18 protein-coding genes are annotated in these 18,019 nt (G+C 66.4%); 10 read left to right on the top strand and 8 right to left on the bottom strand.

Annotated features, from left to right (window positions below):
- Window positions 1-82: 82 nt before the first annotated feature.
- Entirely contained in the window at window positions 83-1,990 is a 1,908-nt protein-coding gene (locus AADJ02_RS13475) for an AMP-binding protein (protein ID WP_341213530.1), read from the top strand.
- Between the two features lie 7 nt (window positions 1,991-1,997).
- On the opposite strand, the gene AADJ02_RS13470 is transcribed toward AADJ02_RS13475, so the two are convergent.
- Window positions 1,998-2,762 carry an NAD kinase gene (locus AADJ02_RS13470; protein ID WP_341213529.1) on the bottom strand — a complete coding sequence of 255 codons (765 nt, stop codon included), beginning with the start codon at window positions 2,760-2,762 and terminating at the stop codon, window positions 1,998-2,000.
- Between the two features lie 170 nt (window positions 2,763-2,932).
- Between AADJ02_RS13470 and glyA the strand changes: the two genes are divergently transcribed.
- A complete protein-coding gene (glyA, locus tag AADJ02_RS13465) occupies window positions 2,933-4,228 on the top strand; it encodes a serine hydroxymethyltransferase (RefSeq protein ID WP_341213528.1) in 1,296 nt (431 codons plus the stop codon).
- A gap of 16 nt (window positions 4,229-4,244) precedes the next feature.
- Here the strand turns inward: glyA and AADJ02_RS13460 are convergent, their stop codons facing one another.
- A complete protein-coding gene (locus AADJ02_RS13460; protein ID WP_341213527.1) occupies window positions 4,245-4,619 on the bottom strand; it encodes a hypothetical protein in 375 nt (124 codons plus the stop codon).
- An 88-nt stretch (window positions 4,620-4,707) separates the two neighbouring features.
- Here AADJ02_RS13460 and AADJ02_RS13455 point away from each other — a divergent pair, with 88 nt between their 5' ends.
- The 3 genes from AADJ02_RS13455 (at window position 4,708) to AADJ02_RS13445 (ending at window position 6,987) form a co-directional block, all read left to right on the top strand.
- Window positions 4,708-5,457 (top strand): alpha/beta fold hydrolase, encoded by a 750-nt coding sequence (locus AADJ02_RS13455; RefSeq protein WP_341213526.1) that lies wholly within the window; start codon window positions 4,708-4,710, stop codon window positions 5,455-5,457.
- A gap of 88 nt (window positions 5,458-5,545) precedes the next feature.
- A complete protein-coding gene (locus AADJ02_RS13450) occupies window positions 5,546-5,755 on the top strand; it encodes a DUF3072 domain-containing protein (RefSeq protein ID WP_341213525.1) in 210 nt (69 codons plus the stop codon).
- A 620-nt stretch (window positions 5,756-6,375) separates the two neighbouring features.
- Complete coding sequence (locus AADJ02_RS13445) at window positions 6,376-6,987, top strand: hypothetical protein (RefSeq protein WP_341213524.1); 612 nt, start codon at window positions 6,376-6,378, stop codon at window positions 6,985-6,987.
- A gap of 11 nt (window positions 6,988-6,998) precedes the next feature.
- On the opposite strand, the gene lepA is transcribed toward AADJ02_RS13445, so the two are convergent.
- A complete protein-coding gene (lepA, locus tag AADJ02_RS13440; RefSeq protein WP_341213523.1) occupies window positions 6,999-8,798 on the bottom strand; it encodes a translation elongation factor 4 in 1,800 nt (599 codons plus the stop codon).
- A 208-nt stretch (window positions 8,799-9,006) separates the two neighbouring features.
- On the opposite strand from lepA, the gene AADJ02_RS13435 reads away from it, so the two are divergent.
- From AADJ02_RS13435 to AADJ02_RS13415, 5 genes are all read left to right on the top strand, one after another.
- Window positions 9,007-9,306, top strand: coding sequence for an arginine transporter (locus tag AADJ02_RS13435; RefSeq protein ID WP_341213522.1), 300 nt, complete (start codon window positions 9,007-9,009; stop codon window positions 9,304-9,306).
- Between the two features lie 37 nt (window positions 9,307-9,343).
- On the top strand, window positions 9,344-10,342 hold the full coding sequence (gene meaB, locus AADJ02_RS13430; protein WP_341213521.1) for a methylmalonyl Co-A mutase-associated GTPase MeaB: 999 nt from the start codon (window positions 9,344-9,346) through the stop codon (window positions 10,340-10,342).
- Between the two features lie 123 nt (window positions 10,343-10,465).
- Window positions 10,466-10,756 (top strand): 50S ribosomal protein L28, encoded by a 291-nt coding sequence (rpmB, locus tag AADJ02_RS13425; protein WP_341213520.1) that lies wholly within the window; start codon window positions 10,466-10,468, stop codon window positions 10,754-10,756.
- A gap of 148 nt (window positions 10,757-10,904) precedes the next feature.
- A complete protein-coding gene (hrpB, locus tag AADJ02_RS13420; RefSeq protein WP_341213519.1) occupies window positions 10,905-13,313 on the top strand; it encodes an ATP-dependent helicase HrpB in 2,409 nt (802 codons plus the stop codon).
- Between the two features lie 136 nt (window positions 13,314-13,449).
- Complete coding sequence (locus AADJ02_RS13415) at window positions 13,450-13,896, top strand: NUDIX hydrolase (protein ID WP_341213518.1); 447 nt, start codon at window positions 13,450-13,452, stop codon at window positions 13,894-13,896.
- A 1-nt stretch (window position 13,897) separates the two neighbouring features.
- On the opposite strand, the gene AADJ02_RS13410 is transcribed toward AADJ02_RS13415, so the two are convergent.
- From AADJ02_RS13410 to AADJ02_RS13390, 5 genes are all read right to left on the bottom strand, one after another.
- The gene (locus tag AADJ02_RS13410) at window positions 13,898-14,569 is read right to left on the bottom strand and encodes a haloacid dehalogenase type II (protein ID WP_341213517.1); all 672 of its coding nucleotides are present in this window, start codon (window positions 14,567-14,569) and stop codon (window positions 13,898-13,900) included.
- Between the two features lie 57 nt (window positions 14,570-14,626).
- Window positions 14,627-15,148: a GNAT family protein gene (locus AADJ02_RS13405; RefSeq protein ID WP_341213516.1), complete on the bottom strand. Its 522-nt coding sequence runs from the start codon at window positions 15,146-15,148 to the stop codon at window positions 14,627-14,629.
- Complete coding sequence (gene argF, locus AADJ02_RS13400) at window positions 15,145-16,071, bottom strand: ornithine carbamoyltransferase (RefSeq protein ID WP_341213515.1); 927 nt, start codon at window positions 16,069-16,071, stop codon at window positions 15,145-15,147. The genes AADJ02_RS13405 and argF overlap by 4 nt, the downstream gene beginning before the upstream one ends.
- An 88-nt stretch (window positions 16,072-16,159) precedes the next feature.
- Window positions 16,160-16,660 carry a GNAT family N-acetyltransferase gene (locus AADJ02_RS13395; RefSeq protein WP_341213514.1) on the bottom strand — a complete coding sequence of 167 codons (501 nt, stop codon included), beginning with the start codon at window positions 16,658-16,660 and terminating at the stop codon, window positions 16,160-16,162.
- Complete coding sequence (locus AADJ02_RS13390) at window positions 16,650-17,834, bottom strand: aspartate aminotransferase family protein (protein ID WP_341213513.1); 1,185 nt, start codon at window positions 17,832-17,834, stop codon at window positions 16,650-16,652. Before AADJ02_RS13390 ends, AADJ02_RS13395 begins: the two co-directional genes overlap by 11 nt.
- Between the last annotated feature and the right edge of the window lie 185 nt (window positions 17,835-18,019).

Genomic DNA, 18,019 nt, shown 5'->3' with positions numbered 1-18,019 from the left:
TGCGGACCGAACGGGGGGTTCGCGTAACGCTTGCCCGAACCCCTTGGCCGGGCGTAGGATTCCGCCTCGAGGGAGGACGGACATGACATACGCGGAAGTCTACGAGAGCTGGCGTGCCGACCCCGAGGGGTTCTGGATGCAGGCGGCCAAGGCCATCGACTGGCATCGCTCGCCAAGCCGGGCGCTTTCGGACGAAAACGCGCCCCTTTACGCTTGGTATCCCGATGGCATGGTCAACGGCTGTCACAACGCGGTGGACCGGCACGTGGCCGAAGGGCGCGCGCATGACGTCGCCATCATCCACGACAGCCCGGTGACCGAGAGCCGGACCGAGATCACCTATGGCGACCTTCTGGGTCGGGTGGCCCGGCTCGCGGGCGCGCTCAAAGCGGGCGGCGTGGGCAAGGGCGACCGCGTCGTCATCTACATGCCGATGATCCCCGAAGCCCTCGAGGCGATGCTGGCCTGCGCCCGGATCGGCGCGATTCATTGCGTCGTCTTCGGTGGCTTTGCCGCGCGCGAACTGGCGGTGCGGATCGACGATTGCCGCCCCAAGGTGATCCTTGCCGCCTCCTGCGGGATCGAGCCGCACCGGGTCGTTCCCTACAAGCCGCTGCTCGACCAGGCGCTGCGCGAGGCCAGCCACGCGCCTGAGTTCTGCGTGATCTTGCAGCGCCCGCAGGCGATGGCCGAAATCGAGCATGGGCGCGACATCGAGTGGCATGATTTTCAAGAGGAGGCCGAGCCCGCCGATTGTGTGCCGGTCGAGGCGGATCACCCGGCCTATATCCTCTATACCTCCGGCACGACCGGAATGCCCAAGGGCGTGGTGCGCCCCACGGGCGGGCATCTCGTGGCGCTGCACTGGACCATGAAGAACGTCTATGACACCGCCCCCGGAGAGGTGTTCTGGGCCGCCTCCGACGTGGGCTGGGTCGTGGGGCACAGCTATATCTGCTACGCCCCCCTGCTGCATGGCAACACCACCGTGGTCTATGAGGGCAAGCCCGTGGGCACGCCGGACGCGGGTGCGTTCTGGCGGGTGATCGCGCGCAACAAGGTCCGCACCTTCTTTACCGCGCCCACGGCCCTGCGCGCGATCAAGCGCGAGGACCCCGAAGGCCGGATGGCGCGCGCGCATGACCTTTCGGGTCTGCGTGCGATTTACCTCGCGGGCGAGCGGGCCGACCCGGATACGGTGGCCTGGGCGCGGGAGGTGGCGGGGGTGCCTGTCTACGATCACTGGTGGCAGACCGAGACCGGCTACACCATCACCGGGAACCCGGTCGGGATCGAGGCGCTGCCGGTCAAGGACGGGTCCTCGACCGTGCCGATGCCCGGTTACGACGTGCACATCCTCGACGAAGGCGGTCATGACAAGCCGCGCGGTGAGTTGGGGGCCGTGGCGATCAGGCTGCCGTTGCCGCCCGGCACGCTGTCGGGGATCTGGGGCGACGAGGAACGGTTCCGGCGCAGCTATCTGTCAACCTATCCCGGCTTCTACGCCACCGGCGACGCGGGCATGATCGACGAAGACGGCTATGTCTCGATCCTCGCGCGGACCGACGACGTGATCAACGTCGCGGGCCACCGGCTGTCGACGGGCGGCATGGAGGAGGTGCTCGCCGACCACCCCGACGTGGCCGAATGCGCGGTGATCGGCGTGGCCGATCCGCTCAAGGGGCAGCTGCCGATGGGGTTTCTCTGTCTGAACCGCAGCTGCGCCCGCCCGGCGGAAGAGATCGTGCGCGAGGCGGTGGATCTGGTGCGCGAACGCGTCGGCCCGGTGGCGGCGTTCAAGCTCGCGGTGGTGGTGGAACGCCTGCCCAAGACCCGCTCGGGCAAGATCCTGCGCGCCACCATGGCCCGGATCGCGGATGGCGAGGATTTCGCCATGCCCGCGACGATCGACGATCCCGCGATCCTCGACGAGCTGCGCAGGGCGATGGCCCCTCTGGGCTATGGAGCGCCCAAGGAAGCGGTCGGCTAGGGCCGGTTCAGGCGAACTGCTCGCGGATCAGGCGTTCCTCCAACCCATGGCCGGGATCGAACAGGATCCGATGCCGCACGCGCGGCTCGGAGCGGATCTCGACCGCGATCACGTCGCGCACGAGCCGGCTGTCGGCATCGGCCATCACCGGGCGCTTTTCGGGCTCCAGCACCTCGAAGCGCACCGTGGCGCTGGTGGGCAACAAGGCGCCGCGCCAGCGTCGCGGGCGAAACGGCGCGATGGCGGTGAGCGCCAGAACATCGGCCCCGATCGGCAGGATCGGGCCGTAAGCCGAGTAGTTGTAGGCGGTCGATCCCGCGGGTGTCGCCAGAAGCGCGCCGTCGCAGACCAGCTCTTCGAGACGAACCCGCCCATCGACGATGACCTTGAGTTTGGCCGCCTGCGGTCCCGCGCGCAGCAGGCTTACCTCGTTGATGCCAAGGCCCCGGTGCACCTCTCCCGAGGCGGTTTCGGCGGTCATGGCGAGCGGATTGACGATCGCCTCCTCGGCCGCCGCCAGCCGCTCGGGCAGGTCGTCCTCGGAGAACGCGTTCATCAAAAAGCCCACGGTGCCCCGGTTCATCCCGTAAACCGGCAGGTCGAGCCCTTCGGTCGCATGCAGCGTCTGCAACATGAAGCCGTCGCCACCGAGCGCCACGACGATGTCGGCCTCGTCGAGCGGGCTGTCGCCGTAGCGCGCCGCGAGCCGCTCGCGCGTCTCTTGCGCGACGTTGGTCTCGCTGGCCAGAAAGGCGATGCGGTCGGTGCCCAAGTCTCTCTCCCCCCCGATGTTGCCCCTAGGTTGTCGGCCACGGACCCGCGAAACGCAAGCCGCACACCGTTTCGCCGCGAACGGCTCTCCTCACGACGGTTTCGGGGCTTTTGGCCCTCTTGTCGCTGGGTTAAGAGAGCCGCGACGCAACCCCTCACGAGGTGTCCGAGATGACCGCTTCCACCCGCGACGACGGCTTTTTCACCGAAAAGCTCGCCACCCGCGACCCCGAGCTCGCGAAAGCGATCACCGACGAGCTTGGCCGTCAGCGCCACGAGATCGAGCTGATCGCCAGCGAGAACATCGTCTCGGCCGCCGTGCTCGAGGCCCAAGGCTCGGTGCTCACCAACAAATACGCCGAAGGCTATCCGGGCCGTCGCTACTATGGCGGCTGCGAGTTCGCCGACGTGGCCGAGAACCTCGCCATCAACCGCGCCAAAGAGCTCTTCTCCTGCGACTTCGCAAACGTGCAGCCGAACTCCGGCTCCCAGGCGAACCAAGGCGTGTTTCAGGCGCTCTTGCAGCCCGGCGACACCATCCTCGGCATGAGCCTTGATGCGGGCGGCCACCTGACGCACGGCGCCAAGCCGAACCAGTCGGGCAAGTGGTTCAACGCGGTCCAGTACGGCGTGCGCCAGCAGGACCAGCAGATCGACTATGACCAGATCCAGAGCCTCGCCACCGAGCACAGCCCCAAGATGCTGATCGCCGGCGGCTCGGCCATTCCGCGCATCATCGATTTCGCCCGCATGCGCGAGATCGCCGACAGCGTCGGTGCGATCCTGCTCGTCGACATGGCGCATTTCGCGGGCCTCGTGGCCGCGGGCATCTACCCCTCGCCCTTCCCGCACGCCCATGTCGCCACCACCACGACGCACAAGACCCTGCGCGGCCCGCGCGGCGGCATGATCCTCACCAATGACGAGGCCATCGCCAAGAAGGTCAACTCGGCGATCTTCCCGGGCATTCAGGGCGGCCCGCTCATGCATGTCATCGCTGGCAAGGCCGTGGCCTTCGGCGAGGCGCTGCGTCCCGAGTTCAAGGCCTATCAGGAGCAGGTCGTGAAGAACGCCCAGGCGCTCGCCGACCAGCTTATGAAGGGCGGGCTCGACATCGTCACCGGCGGCACCGACAGCCACCTGATGCTCGTCGACCTGCGCCCCAAGGGCGTGAAGGGCAACGCCACCGAGGACGCTTTGGGCCGCGCCAACATCACCTGCAACAAGAACGGCATCCCCTTCGACCCCGAAAAGCCCGCGATCACCTCCGGCATCCGTCTCGGCTCGCCCGCGGGCACGACGCGCGGCTTTGGTGAGGCCGAGTTCCGGCAGATCGCCGACTGGATCGTCGAAGTGACCGAAGGCCTTGCCGCCAACGGCGCCGAAGGCAACGCGGATGTCGAGGCGAAGGTGCGCGGCGAAGTCGAAGAGCTGTGCCAGCGCTTCCCGCTCTACCCGAACCTCTGAGAACGTCGGCGCGGGGTCAGAGGACCTCGCGCCACAACACCGCCGCGATCGCCGCGGCGATGAGGATCGTGGCGACCGAGCGCGCCCGCTTGATCCACACGGCCCGCCTGAGCGCATGACGCAGCTCGTCCGGCTCCTCGGCCATCAGCCAGCTCTGCACGGTGACATAGGCCGTCTCCACCCGCTCCATGTCGATCGCCTCGGCCCGGCCGGGCATCCGCGCCACGGCCTCGGCGGCGGCAAGGAAGCGCGCGCGCGACAGGATCTCGGGCGGCAGGGCCGGGGCGGCGCGGTCGAGCCGGTCGCCAAGCGAGCGTCCCTCGACGCCTGCCCTGTCGGACAGAAGCCGGGAAATCTCGCGCGTCCAGCCGGTTATCGTGGTGCGGTCCATCCCTTTTGTTAGCGCCCCCGCGCGCCTCACTCAATGGGCGACACGCGGCGGGGGTGGCGTCTTGCGCCACCTGCGCTACAACTCCCCCATGCTGAACACCATTCTCACCGGAGAGCCCTCCGACCGCCCGCCCCTTGTGATCGTCCATGGCCTGTTCGGATCGGCCCGCAACTGGGGCGTCATCGCGCGCCGTCTGGGCGAGGACCGACAGGTCATCGCCGTCGACATGCGCAACCACGGCGACAGCCATTGGACCGAGACCCACGACTATTTCGGCATGGCCGAGGATCTGGCCGAGGTGCTGGAGGCACACGGGGCCGCGGACGTGCTCGGCCACTCCATGGGCGGCAAGGCGTCGATGGTCCTCGCCCTCACCCGGCCCGATCTCGTGCGCCGCCTCGTCGTCGCCGACATCGCGCCGGTGGCCTATGGCCACGATCAGATCGACAACATCCGCAAGATGAAGCAGGTCGATCTTGAGGCCATCGCCAGCCGGGCGGAGGCGACCGAGATGATGGGCGATCTGGAGGCCGCGACGGCGGCGTTCTTTTTGCAGTCGCTGGACCTGCAAGAGAAGCGCTGGAAGCTGAACCTCGATGTGCTGGAGCGCGACATGGAGACCATTCTGGGCTTCCCGGAGGTCGAAGGGCGGTTCGACGGCCCCGCCCTGTTCCTGTCGGGGGCGAACTCGAACTACGTGGGCGAAGAGCGCCACGATGCAATCCACGCGCTGTTCGCCGAGCCGAGCTTCGAGGTGATCGAGGGCGCCGGGCACTGGCTGCACGCGGAAAAACCGCGCGAGGTCGAGACGGCGGTCAGGGGCTTTCTGGAAGACTGAGACCCGCCTCGCGCCGGTGTGATCATCGGCACGGGGAACGCTTCGGCGCGCGGAACATTACATGAACTCCAACACAGGAGATCGTGACATGACCGACAACCCCAAGAGCCACCCGCAGGGCAACGCCGAGAAGAACCCCGAGGATTGGGTCACCGGCGACGAGCCGATGACCGGCGCGCAGGCGAGCTATCTCAAGACGCTGAGCGAGGAGGCCGGGGAAGAGTTCGATGACGGGCTGACCAAGGCCGAGGCCAGTGAGCGGATCGATGTGTTGCAGGAGAAGAGTGGGCGGGTGTGAGCTAGCGATGCTAGAACTCCGCTCCTACGATGCAGGACATTGACTAATGATGGAGAAAAAATAATACTAAGGCATATACTCACATGAACTGAGCGACAACAGAAATCAGATGAGAGAATTTTATGCTGCAACCTTTATTGCGGCGATAACTGCAGCTATCTATATTATTGGGCTCCTCTATCTGGCTACTTCGGAATATACGGAATAGCAACAAAGGAGCTGGACTTAAGCTTATATGATGTTCTGTCTAGCTCCTTCTCGTCAATATTCGCGTTCATCTACAGGCATGGAATATTGTACGGGGCATTTCTATTCGCTACCGCCCTTATATCTTTTTGCGTAGGCGTAAGTCTTGATAACCTAAAGAAATCGGCTGCCCCTTACATACTACTGATACTAATTTCAATGGCTGCGCCTGTTGCATTTTTAAGCTCAGCGTACGGGTATCAAGAGGCAAAATCGAGAATTGGAACAACTCCCCGCGTCAAGTACTTGAAAATTGCCAGTGAAGATCAATCGGCCCTTGACGTAATACGAGAGCAAGCAGAGATAATATATCTCACCTCAAATTCTGACACTATGTTCTTGGCAGGTGTATTTAGCAGGAGGGCAAAAGATAAATGGGTAATTCGCCTGAACAAGGGAAGCAGAAGAGCTATATTTACCTACATTCATCAAGAAAAATACTAGCCCTTTATGGATTGATAGCCGCTTCAATCCCTAGTCAATCCACTTCTCAAACCGAAATATCTGGCGTTGTGCGTGGAGAGACGCAATTTTTTTCTCTAGAAAACGACGGCCGTCCGCGCGTCGGTACAAAGTTATCAAAAGAAATACAGGTCTCTACAGGATTTAACTTTGTCGACTGCGACGGCGAGAAAATGAAAGTCGACTTCTCTCAGCTTCAGGCGACTTCGAGTGATTGCGGCGGCGAAGAGCCTCCAATTAACCCCATCTCTATTGTTGCAGATTCGGAGCCAAGGGTTCCAGTTTTCGACAATACCTACGAACAGGTCGGAACGATCACAGAGCTATCGCTGAGCCCAGACGGCGAATACTTCGCAACAATTCAGTTCAACTCCGCTGAGGAGATTTCCTCTGAAATTGAATCTCTATTCGGGATAGCGGGGAGTGGTGTGGCGCTCAGCCAAGAAGATGTGAATATTACCTACACCGAAGGCTCAAGCGGAAACATTGAGGCAATTATCTCAATCCCAGAGGAAGGGGCCTAAGTTTTATCTAATCAACTATCCATCTTCAGCGCCGAGATGAACGCCTCCTGCGGAATGTCGACCTTCCCGAACTGGCGCATCTTCTTCTTGCCCGCCTTCTGCTTGTCCAGCAGCTTGCGCTTGCGGGTCGCGTCGCCGCCATAACACTTGGCGGTCACGTCCTTGCGCATCGCCGAGAGCGTCTCGCGGGCGATGACCTTGCCGCCGATCGCGGCCTGGATCGGGATCTTGAACATGTGGCGGGGGATCAGCTCCTTGAGCTTTTCCACCATCGCCCGGCCCCGCATCTCGGCGCGGTCGCGGTGCACCATCATCGACAGCGCGTCGACCGGCTCGTCGTTGACAAGGATCGACATCTTCACGAGGTTGTCCTGCCTGTAGCCGGTGATCTGGTAATCGAAGGAGGCATAGCCCTTGGTCACCGATTTCAGCCGGTCGTAGAAGTCGAACACCACCTCGTTGAGCGGCAGGTCGTAGACCACCAGCGGACGCGAGCCCGCGTAGGTCAGCTCCTCTTGGATGCCGCGCCGGTCCTGACAGAGCTTGAGCACGTCGCCCAAGTAGTCGTCGGGGACCATGATCGTCGCCTTGATCCGCGGCTCTTCGATATGGTCGACATGGGTGAGGTCGGGCATGTCGGCGGGGTTGTGCAGCTCGCGCACCTCGCCGTCGCGCATGTGCAGCTTGTAGACCACCGAAGGTGCTGTGGTGATCAGGTCGATGTCATACTCGCGGTCGATCCGGTCGCGGATCACCTCGAGGTGCAGCAGCCCGAGGAAACCGCAGCGGAAGCCGAAGCCCAGCGCCGCCGAGGTCTCCATCTCGTAGGAGAAGGAGGCGTCGTTGAGCGCGAGTTTCTCGATCGCGTTGCGCAAGTCTTCGAACTCGGCCGAATCCACCGGGAACAGCCCGCAGAACACCACCGGCACCGACGGCGCAAAGCCCGGCAGCGGCGTCGTGGCGCCCTTCTTCTCGTGGGTGATGGTGTCGCCGACCTTGGTGTCGCGCACCTGCTTGATCGAGGCGGTCAGGAAACCGATCTCGCCCGGCCCCAGTTCATCGACCGGCAGCATGCCCGGCTTGAACACGCCGATCCGGTCGACCTGATGCACGGTGCCGTTCTGCATGAAGGTGATGCGGTCGTTCTTTTTCAGCACGCCGTCCATGATCCGCACGAGGACCACGACGCCCAGGTAGAGGTCGTACCAGCTGTCGACCAGCATCGCCTTGAGCGGCGCGTTGCGGTCGCCCTTGGGAGCCGGAAGGCGGTGGACGATGGCCTCGAGCGTCTCGCGGATGCCCTCGCCGGTCTTGGCCGAGACCAGCATCGCCTCGGAGGCGTCGATGCCGATCACGTCCTCGATCTGCTCCTTGATCCGGTCCGGCTCGGAGGCCGGCAGGTCGATCTTGTTGAGCACCGGGACGATCTCGTGATCCGCGTCGAGCGCGTGATAGACGTTGGCGAGCGTCTGCGCCTCGACCCCTTGGGTCGAATCGACGACCAGCAAAGAGCCTTCGACCGCGCGCATGGAGCGGGAGACCTCGTAGGCGAAGTCGACGTGACCGGGGGTGTCGATCAGGTTGAGCACGTAGGTCTCGCCGTTGAGCGCCTTGTAGTCGATGCGGACGGTCTGCGCCTTGATGGTGATACCGCGCTCGCGCTCGATGTCCATGCTGTCGAGCAGCTGGGCCTTCATCTCGCGGTCCTGCACCGTTCCGGTCGACTGAATCAGCCGGTCGGCAAGCGTCGATTTACCGTGGTCGATATGCGCCACGATGGAGAAGTTGCGGATGTGCGAAAGCTCGGTCATGGCCCGCATATGCAGGGGTTCGGGCCTTCGGTCAATGGGGCCGCGCGGGCATGGGCGAAGGTTGCCCGCTCACGCCATCGTGAGGGGTGCATGCGACGCAGGCGATACGGTCGAATTGCGCCTGCGCGCGGACTGCGGCATCTTGGCGCCCGGCAGAGCAGCACCGCGATCCGGGCAGAACCCGGGCCGGTCAGACGGGGATACGGGCATGCGCATCACATTTTCCATCATCGCGCTTACGGCACTGGCGGCCTGCGGCGGCGGGCAACCTTCGGGCGCGATCAGCCGTGCTTGCGAAGCGAGCGGCAGGCCGGGGGCGAACGCCTCGCTGTGCTCTTGCGTGCAAGGTGCCGCCGACGCGACGCTGTCGGGCAGCGAACAGCGGCGGGCGGCCAAGTTCTTCAAGGACCCGCAAAAGGCGCAGGACACGCGACAGGGCGACGGCACCTCCGCGTTCTGGAACCGCTACAAAGCCTTCGCCGACCGGGCCGAGGCGATCTGCCGCTAACTCTGGACAGACCGCCCCCGCCCCGCGACAAATGGGCATGAGCATCGACATCGAGGATCTGGCCGCGCGTATCGTCTTGGGCGAACGGCGGGCGCTGGCGCGGGCGATCACGCTGGTCGAAAGCACCCGCACCGATCACCGCGCGGCGGCCGAGGCGCTGCTCGACCGACTGGCCGATCCGTCGCGTGCGGCGCTGCGCGTCGGGCTTTCAGGCACGCCGGGCGTCGGCAAATCGAGCGTGATCGAGGCGCTGGGGCTACAGCTCGTGGAGACCGGGCACCGCGTGGCGGTGCTGGCGGTCGATCCCTCTTCGGCGCGTTCGGGCGGCTCGATCCTGGGCGACAAGACGCGGATGGAGCGTCTGAGCCGCGAAAGCGCAGCCTTTATCCGCCCCTCCCCCGCCGCAGCACAGCTGGGTGGCGTGGCGCGGCGCACGCGCGAGGCAATGCTTCTGTGCGAGGCGGCGGGCTTTGATGTGGTCATCGTCGAGACGGTCGGCGTGGGCCAGTCCGAAACGCTGGTCTCGCGAATGACGGATGTGTTCGTGCTGCTGCTCGCCCCAGCTGGTGGCGATGAGCTGCAAGGCGTGAAGCGCGGCATCATGGAAATCGCGGATCTCGTGCTGGTCAACAAGGCGGATGGCGATCTCGCGGCACAGGCGATGCGCACGCGCGCCGATTACGCGGGCGCGCTGCGGCTGATGCGGACGCGCGACACCGACCCCGAGGGCATCCCGGCGGCACGGGCGATCTCCGCGCACACCGGTGCGGGGCTGCAGGAGGCTTGGGCCGAGGTGGAGAAGCTGGCGGCATGGCGGCGTGAGAGCGGCGTGACGGCGCGGGTGCGCGCCGCGCAGGCCGGTCAGTGGTTCGAGGACGAGCTGCGCGCGGACATCGAGGCGCTTTTGGCCGCGGACGCCGAGCTTGCCGCGCGACTCGACGCGCTGCGGGCCGAGGTCGAGGCAGGGCGCGCGGCCCCTTCGGCCGCGGCACGCGCGGTGCTCGATCCTCTTGCGCGGGCGCTGCGGGACGCTTGACGGGGTCCGGGAATCCCCGTAAGGCCCCCTGACCGAATTCATGGCCCGGCCCCGTTGCCGAAGCCGTATCCCTGCCCCCGGGCGCGGATTTCTGCCAGGCCCCGAGACACGAAGGATGAGACCATGTCGCGCCGTTGCGAACTGACCGGAAAAGGCCCGATGACTGGCAACAATGTCAGCCACGCCAAGAACAGGACCCGTCGCCGGTTCCTGCCCAACCTGCAAGATGTGACGATGCTGTCGGACACGCTGGGCCGCAGCTTCAAATTCCGCATCTCCTCGCACGCGCTGCGCTCGGTCGATCACCGTGGCGGGCTCGACGCCTTCCTGACCAAAGCGAAGGCCGAGGATCTTTCGGATGCCGCTCTGAAGGTCAAGAAAGAGCTCGCGAAGGCCGCTGCCGCCGACGCTTGATCTTTTTGGGATCGCGAACAGAAAGGCCCGGCCCTCCCACGAGGTGCCGGGCCTTTTCGCATGCGACTTTGCTCCTGAAATTTTCCCGGGGAGCCGCCCGGCGGGCGGCGGGGGCAAGGCCCCCGGCCCGGCCGACCCGAGGCGCGCCATGACCCGACTGCCGATCGACGATGCCATTCCCGACCTGCTCGCGGCACTTGAAGCCGAGGGACAGGCGGTGCTGATGGCCCCGCCCGGCGCGGGCAAGACGACGCGCGTGCCGCTGGCCATGCTGCCGCAGACCTCTGGGCGCATCCTCATGCTCGAGCCGCGACGTCTCGCGGCGCGGGCGGCAGCGGCGCGGATGGCCGCCACCTTGGGCGAGCGGGTCGGCGAGACGGTCGGCTTTCGCATCCGAGGCGAGGCCAAGGTGTCGAAGGCGACACGGATCGAGGTTGTTACCGAAGGCATCCTCACGCGAATGGTGCAATCGGACCCGGAGCTGACAGGCATCGGCGCGGTGATCTTCGACGAATTCCACGAACGCTCGCTCAACGCCGATTTCGGTCTGGCGCTGTGCCTCGAGATCCGCGGCGCGCTGCGCGAGGATCTGGTGCTGGTGGCGATGTCGGCCACGCTCGACGCACAGCCCGTGGCCGATCTGATGGGTGCACCGATGGTCGTCTCGGAAGGCCGCAGCTTTCCGGTCGAGACGCGCTGGCTCGACCGCCCTCTCGGCCCGCGTGCAAGGCTCGAAGCGGAGGTCGCCGATCTCGTGGTGCGCGCGGCGAACGAGGCCGAAGGCTCGATCCTTGTGTTTCTGCCCGGCGAGGGCGAGATCCGGCGGGTGCAGGGGCTGCTGACACCGCGCCTGACGGGCTGCGATGTGCTGCCGCTCTATGGCGCGCTGCCGCCTGCGCAACAGACGGCGGCGCTTGAGCCGGGCGCGGGCCGCCGTGTCGTGCTGGCCACCTCCATCGCCGAGACCTCGCTGACGATCCCCGACATCCGCATCGTCGTCGACGCGGGCCGCGCCCGCCGTGCCCGCTTCGACCCCGGATCGGGCATGTCGCGGCTGGTGACGGAGAAGGTCACCCGCGCCGAGGCCGCGCAGCGCTCGGGCCGCGCGGGACGGGTCGCGCCCGGCATAGCCTACCGGCTCTGGACCCGTGGCGAAGAGGGCGCGCTCGCGGCCTTCCCCCTGCCCGAGATCGCCAGCGCCGATCTCGCGCCTCTGGCGCTCGAACTGGCGCAATGGGGCTCGGAATCCCTGCCCTTTCTGACGCCGCCGCCCGGCCCCGCCCTGTTCGAGGCGCAGGCGCTGCTCCGGGACTTGGGCGCGCTCGACGGCGCGGGATCGATCACGGCGCACGGACGCCGCCTCGCGGCGCTGCCGCTGCACCCGCGGCTCGGCCACATGCTGGAGCTTGCCGGCGCGCAGGCGGCGCCGCTCGCGGCGCTGATGGGCGAGCGCGATCCACTGCGGGGTGCGGGCTGCGACCTCTCGCTCCGCCTTGCCGCCATCGCCGGGCGGCGTGATCTGCCCCATGCGCCCGACATGGGCGCGCTCGCCCGCATCCGCGACGAGGCCAAGCGCCTGTCGCGAGGCCGCGCGCAGGGCCCAGAGATGTCGCCCGGTGCGATTGCGGCGCTGGCCTATCCCGACCGGATCGGCCTGCGCCGACCGGGTGACGACCCGCGATGGCTGCTGTCGGGCGGGCGCGGCGCGGTAATGACGGCCACCGACCCGCTCGCGGGGGCGCGGCTGATCGTGACGACGGATCAGTCTGACGACGTGCCCGAGGCCAAGATCCGCATGGCGGCGCGGATCGAAGAGGCCGAGCTGCGCGAGATCTTTGCCGACCGCATCGCGGAGTTCGCGGTCTGCGACTGGTCGCGACGCGAGAACCGCGTGGTGGCGCGGTTGCAAGAGCGGCTCGGTGCCATCGCCCTGTCGGACCGGATCTGGCGCGACGCCCCCGAAGAGGAGATCGCCCGCGCCATGCTGACCGGCGTGCGCCAGCTGGGCCTGCGCCCCTCGCCCGCAGCCGAGAGGTTTCGGTCCCGCGTAACGCTGGTGCGCGGCGGCGGCGCGGACATGCCGGATCTGTCGGACGCGGTGCTGATGGAGACGCTGGAGGACTGGCTGCTGCCCTATCTTGGCGGTGTGAAGAGCGCGGGCGACTGGAAGAGCTTCGATCTGTTGAAGCCATGGCGCGCCCTGCTCGACTGGGGCCAGACCCAGATCCTCGACCGCGAAGCGCCGCCGGGCTTCAACACGCCGCTGGGGCGGCAGGTGCCGATCGACTATGGTGGTGCGGTGCCCGAGGTGTCGCTCCGGTTGCAGGAGGTGTTCGGCGTCACACGGCACCCGACCATCGGTGGCACGCCGCTCAAGATGACGCTTCTGTCGCCCGCAGGCCGCCCGGTGCAGGTCACTGACGACCTGCCCGGCTTCTGGGCCAGTTCCTATTCGGACGTGCGCAAGGACATGCGCGGGCGCTACCCGCGCCACCCCTGGCCCGAGGACCCGACCGAGGCCGCGCCGACCTTGCGCGCCAAGCCACGCGGAACCTGAAGCGAACCTAGCGGCAATCACGCCACATTTTCAGCAAAGCTTTCGGCTATCGATGGGTCAGTTTGCATTACCTGTTCATGATGTTATGTTACCCACCATAAGAACAAGAACGGTACGACTATCGAGGCAGCCTCATATGAGCCCCAAGGACCTACTGGACGACATGTCCGGCAACTACACCACTCCGATCCATCGGCAGCTTGCCGCCCTGTGCCATCGCAAGGGCAAAAAGGGCCGCGAAGTGCTTCTCGTGACCTCCTCCGAGGGCCGCTGGATCCTGCCCAAGGGTTGGCCCATGGAGGGCAAGCACGACAGCGAGGCCGCCTTGGTCGAAGCTTGGGAAGAGGCCGGTGTCCGCGAGGGCAAGGTCAAGCGCAAGCCGATCGGCACCTTCGTCGCGGTCAAGCAGTCCAAGCATGGCGACGAGGATATCTGCATCACGCGGGTCTTCGAGGTGAAGGCCAAGAAGGTGCTCGACGTCTATCCGGAGGTGAAACGCCGCGACCGGCGCTGGGTCTCAGCCAAGGTCGCCGCACGGCTCGTCACCGAGGACGGGCTGCGCGAGATCCTGCGCGCGCTCTGATCTAGGCTTTCAGCAGACGATCCACCACTTCGGTCAATGTCGCCGCCTCGACATCCGCCGGGGCCATGACCGCACCGCGCGGCTGGCCATTGCGGGCGACGTATCCGGTGATCAGCCCGGCGCTGCGCGCGCCCTGCACGTCCCAGCCATGCGCCGCAACGAGCGCGAGCCGCTCCGATGCCACGCCGATCCGAGCGGCGGCATGGTGATAGACCTGCGCCGCCGGTTTCCAGCGACCCACTTCGTCAACCGAGATCACATGCGCGACCAGATCCGACAGCCCGTTTCGCTCGATCAGCGCGCGGGTGACCTTCTTGCTGCCGTTGGTCACCGCGGCGATCGGCACCCCGGCCTGTGTCAGCGCCTGCATCGCGGGCCGCACGTCCGGCTCGGCATCGAGTTCGGTAAAGCCCGACAGGATTGCCTCGATCCGCTCCGCGCGCCCTTCGATGCCCTGCTGCTCCATCATCACGTCGAGCGTCGATTCCGCGACCTCGCGAAACGGCTTGTAGATGTTGAGTGCGCCCAGCGCGAAGGCATCGCGCAGCATCTGCGCGAACCATGTTTCCAACTGATGCGCTTGCAGCCCCGCGTCTGTCAGGCGCGGCCGCAGGCGTTCGAGCGAGAACAGCGTCTCGACCACGTCGAAGGCGATGGCATCGGGGCGGGGCATGGCGGTCTCCGGGATATGGGCTCGGAACCAACGCGAGGCGCGGAGCCGCGTTCCCCGTCACAGATCGCGGGCGTAATGGAGGAGCGTCAGCGGAGCGCCATGCAGTTCGGCCTGCGCGGGCGCCTCCCCCGTGGGTATGAACTCATTGGCCTCCAGCACCTTGATCGAGGCGATGTGATGCTCGGGTACCTTGGCCCTGAGCCGATCGAGGCCGATCTCGCGCGCCACGTGGATCGCCACGCCCAGTGCTGCGCGGGCGAGACCCTTTCCCGCATGGGCGGCACCGATGCGGTAGCCGACCTCTGCCACGCGGCCCTGCGGCCCTTCGGTGATGCCGGTCAGGTTGACCCGGCCCATGATCGTCCCGTCCATGGCACGCACCAGAAAGAAGCGGGCGCGTTCCGCCTCCGGGCCCTCGAGCATCTCGCGCAGGATCTCGCGCAGCGTCTCGGGCGCGAAATAGGCCGGCGGGCGCGGCGGCACCTCGCGCTCGAACCAGTCGCGGCTGGCCAGCTCAAAGGCCGAGAGCGCCTCGGCGTCCTCGACCCCGAGCGGCACCAGCCGAAATTCGGGCGTCACGCGCCCAAGCACCAGCGCATCACCGCCTTTTGCGCGTGCAGGCGGTTCTCGGCCTCGTCGAAGATCACCGAATGCGGCCCATCCATCACCTCGCTCGTCGCCTCGTCGTCGCGGTGCGCGGGCAGGCAGTGCATGAACAACGCGTCGGGCTTGGCGCGCGACATCAGCTCGGCGTTGACCTGATAGCCGCGCAGCTGGTTGTGCCTGCGCTCGCGTGCCGAGACGGGATCATGCATCGAGACCCAAGTGTCGGTAACGACGAGGTCGGCCCCCTCCACCGCCGCCATGGGATCACGAATGATCTCGATGTTGCCGCCCGCCGCGCGCGCCGCCTCGAGGATCTCGGGCTCGGGGTCGAGCGGGCGCGGGCCGGTGAAGACAAGGTCGAACTCGAACTGCGCGGCGGCCTGCGCGAAGCTTGCAAAGACGTTGTTGCCGTCGCCCGACCAGACCACCTTGCGGCCCTTGATCGGCCCGCGATGCTCTTCGAAGGTCATGATGTCGGCCATGATCTGGCACGGGTGGGTGCGGTTGGTCAGGCCGTTGATCACCGGCACGGTGGCGTTTTCGGCCATCTCGAGAAGCGTCTGCTCCTCGAAAGTGCGGATCATGATGAGATCGACGTAGCGCGACAGCACACGGGCCGTGTCGGCGATGGTCTCGCCATGGCCAAGCTGCATGTCGGTGCCGGACAGAACCATGGTCTGCGCGCCCATCTGCCGCGCGCCGACGTCAAAGCTGACACGGGTGCGGGTCGAGGGCTTTTCGAAGATCAGCGCCACCATCCGGCCCGCGAGCGGGGTCTCATCGTCGCACATGCCCTTCGGGCGGTCCTGACGCGCGTCCTTCATGGCGCGGGCCTGGCCGATCATCTGGCGCAGATCGGCAGTGGGCGTGGGCAGGATGTCGAGGAAGTGGGTCATGGCTGTCTCTTCGGTCTGGTGTCGAAAGGCGGGCGCTGCCCGGCGTCGCGGTCGCGACCTCCTCCCGTGTCATTGGTGAATGGTAATCTCATGCCCGCTCCAGCGTCATCAGCCGGATCGGCGAGCCGTCCTCGCAGGGCATCACGGCGTCGCCTGTAAAGCCCGCGCGCAGATAGGCGGCGATGGCGCGGGCATTGTCGGGCGAGGGATCGACCGCGACGAGAGGCGCGCCCGCGGCGATCAATTGCAGCGCCCGCGCACGCAGGAAGGCCGCGCCGTGGCCCTTTCCCAGAAACGCCGGGTCGCCGAGGAAGGCGTCCATGCCCCGCGCGCCTTTGGGCAGATGCGCGTAATGCGGCATGTCGTAGAAATGCGCCTCGTAGTCCTGCACATAGGCAAAGGGATGCCCGTCCTGCTCGACGATGCGCATGTCGGTGCCGGTGTTGCCCTCGGCCCAGTCGCGGGTGATCTCGGCCCATTCGCTGGCCGCGTCGCCCCACCAGCCGCCGATATGCGGCTCCGCCAGCCAGCGGTCGAACAGCCGCCGGTCGGAAGCGACCAGCGGCCTGAAGCGGTAGTTACCCGGCATCGGACCCGATCCGCGCCGCCGCCCGGTCAAGCCGGGACAGCGCCTCGTCGATCTCGGCCTCGGTGATGTTCAAGGGCGGCAGCAGCCGCACCACGTTGTCGGCGGCGGGCACGGTCAGGACCTCCTCGGCATAGCCCGCCTGCACCACATCGCCGGGCGCTGCCTTGCATTTGAGGCCCAGCATCAGCCCCGCGCCGCGCACCCCCTCGAACACCTCCGGGTGGCTGGCAACCAGACCCTCGAGCCCTTGGCGCAGCCGCCCCGACCGCGCCCGCACCCCGTCGAGGAACCCCTCGTCGGCGACGATCTCCACCACCTTCGCGCCCACCGCGCAGGCCAGCGGGTTGCCGCCATAGGTCGAACCATGCGTGCCCGCCACCATAGCCGCCGCCGCGGCTTCGGTCGCCAGCACCGCGCCCAAGGGAAAGCCGCCACCGATGCCCTTGGCGACCATCATGATGTCCGGGGTGACGCCCGCCCATTCATGGGCAAAGAGCTTGCCGGTCCGGCCCATGCCGCATTGCACCTCGTCGAAGATCAAGAGCGCGCCGATGTCGTCGCACAAATCGCGCAGGCCCTTGAGGCATTGATCGGGAACCGGACGAATGCCGCCCTCGCCCTGCACTGGCTCGATCAGGATCGCGCCGACATCCGGCTGTGCCGCCGCTTCGCGCAGTGCGTCGTGATCGCCCCAAGGCAGCTGCGTGAAGCCCGGCAGCAGGGGTCCGAAGCCTTTGGTCATCTTCTCGGTGCCGACGGCGGCGATCGCCGCCGATGAGCGGCCGTGAAAGGCACCCTCGAAGGTCAGGATGCGGGTCCGCTCGGGCTGGCCCCGATCGTGCCAGTATTTCCGGGCCATCTTCACCGCCAGCTCCATCGCCTCGGTGCCCGAGTTGGTGAAGAAACAGGTGTCGGCGAAGCTGTGCTCGACCAAAGCATCGGCAAGCTTTTGCTGCGCCGGGATCTGGTAGAGGTTCGAGACATGCCACAGCGCGTTCGCCTGAGTGGTCAGCGCATCGACGAGATCGGGGTTGGCGTGACCTAGCGCGTTGACCGCGATGCCCGCGCCCAGATCGAGAAATCGCCGCCCGTCCTCGGTCTGCAGCCAGACGCCCTCGCCCTTTACAAAGGAAAGCGGCGCGCGGTTGTAGGTCGGCAGGATCGAGGGGATCATGGCAATGGTCCTGTAAGAGGCCCCGTTGGTGCCGCAGCGGCAGGGGCGAGTCAATTGTCGCTTGGGAAGGAAGACGCAAAAGCGGCCGCGTCGCAAAGCCCGGAGGGCTTCAGCGTCGGCGTCGAGAGGCGGCGAAGGCGGCGATCTGCGTCATGGGCGCGACGTTAGGCGAGGAATGCGCGGAC

The organism is uncultured Limimaricola sp. (genome assembly GCF_964022235.1).
In the GTDB taxonomy this organism is placed as follows: Bacteria; Pseudomonadota; Alphaproteobacteria; order Rhodobacterales; family Rhodobacteraceae; genus Limimaricola.
Note: the sequence above shows the minus strand (reverse complement) of the source record. Positions and strands in the feature narration are given on the sequence as shown.

Excerpts from the sequence above, each read along its gene's own strand:
- AADJ02_RS13475 (WP_341213530.1), top strand. The coding sequence starts at position 83 with ATGACATACGCGGAAGTCTACGAGAGCTGGCGTGCCGACCCCGAGGGG.
- glyA (WP_341213528.1), top strand. The coding sequence starts at position 2,933 with ATGACCGCTTCCACCCGCGACGACGGCTTTTTCACCGAAAAGCTCGCC.
- AADJ02_RS13460 (WP_341213527.1), bottom strand. The coding sequence starts at position 4,619 with ATGGACCGCACCACGATAACCGGCTGGACGCGCGAGATTTCCCGGCTT.
- AADJ02_RS13455 (WP_341213526.1), top strand. The coding sequence starts at position 4,708 with ATGCTGAACACCATTCTCACCGGAGAGCCCTCCGACCGCCCGCCCCTT.
- AADJ02_RS13450 (WP_341213525.1), top strand. The coding sequence starts at position 5,546 with ATGACCGACAACCCCAAGAGCCACCCGCAGGGCAACGCCGAGAAGAAC.
- AADJ02_RS13445 (WP_341213524.1), top strand. The coding sequence starts at position 6,376 with ATGGGTAATTCGCCTGAACAAGGGAAGCAGAAGAGCTATATTTACCTA.
- lepA (WP_341213523.1), bottom strand. The coding sequence starts at position 8,798 with ATGACCGAGCTTTCGCACATCCGCAACTTCTCCATCGTGGCGCATATC.
- AADJ02_RS13435 (WP_341213522.1), top strand. The coding sequence starts at position 9,007 with ATGCGCATCACATTTTCCATCATCGCGCTTACGGCACTGGCGGCCTGC.
- meaB (WP_341213521.1), top strand. The coding sequence starts at position 9,344 with ATGAGCATCGACATCGAGGATCTGGCCGCGCGTATCGTCTTGGGCGAA.
- rpmB (WP_341213520.1), top strand. The coding sequence starts at position 10,466 with ATGTCGCGCCGTTGCGAACTGACCGGAAAAGGCCCGATGACTGGCAAC.
- hrpB (WP_341213519.1), top strand. The coding sequence starts at position 10,905 with ATGACCCGACTGCCGATCGACGATGCCATTCCCGACCTGCTCGCGGCA.
- AADJ02_RS13415 (WP_341213518.1), top strand. The coding sequence starts at position 13,450 with ATGAGCCCCAAGGACCTACTGGACGACATGTCCGGCAACTACACCACT.
- AADJ02_RS13410 (WP_341213517.1), bottom strand. The coding sequence starts at position 14,569 with ATGCCCCGCCCCGATGCCATCGCCTTCGACGTGGTCGAGACGCTGTTC.
- argF (WP_341213515.1), bottom strand. The coding sequence starts at position 16,071 with ATGACCCACTTCCTCGACATCCTGCCCACGCCCACTGCCGATCTGCGC.
- AADJ02_RS13395 (WP_341213514.1), bottom strand. The coding sequence starts at position 16,660 with ATGCCGGGTAACTACCGCTTCAGGCCGCTGGTCGCTTCCGACCGGCGG.
- AADJ02_RS13390 (WP_341213513.1), bottom strand. The coding sequence starts at position 17,834 with ATGATCCCCTCGATCCTGCCGACCTACAACCGCGCGCCGCTTTCCTTT.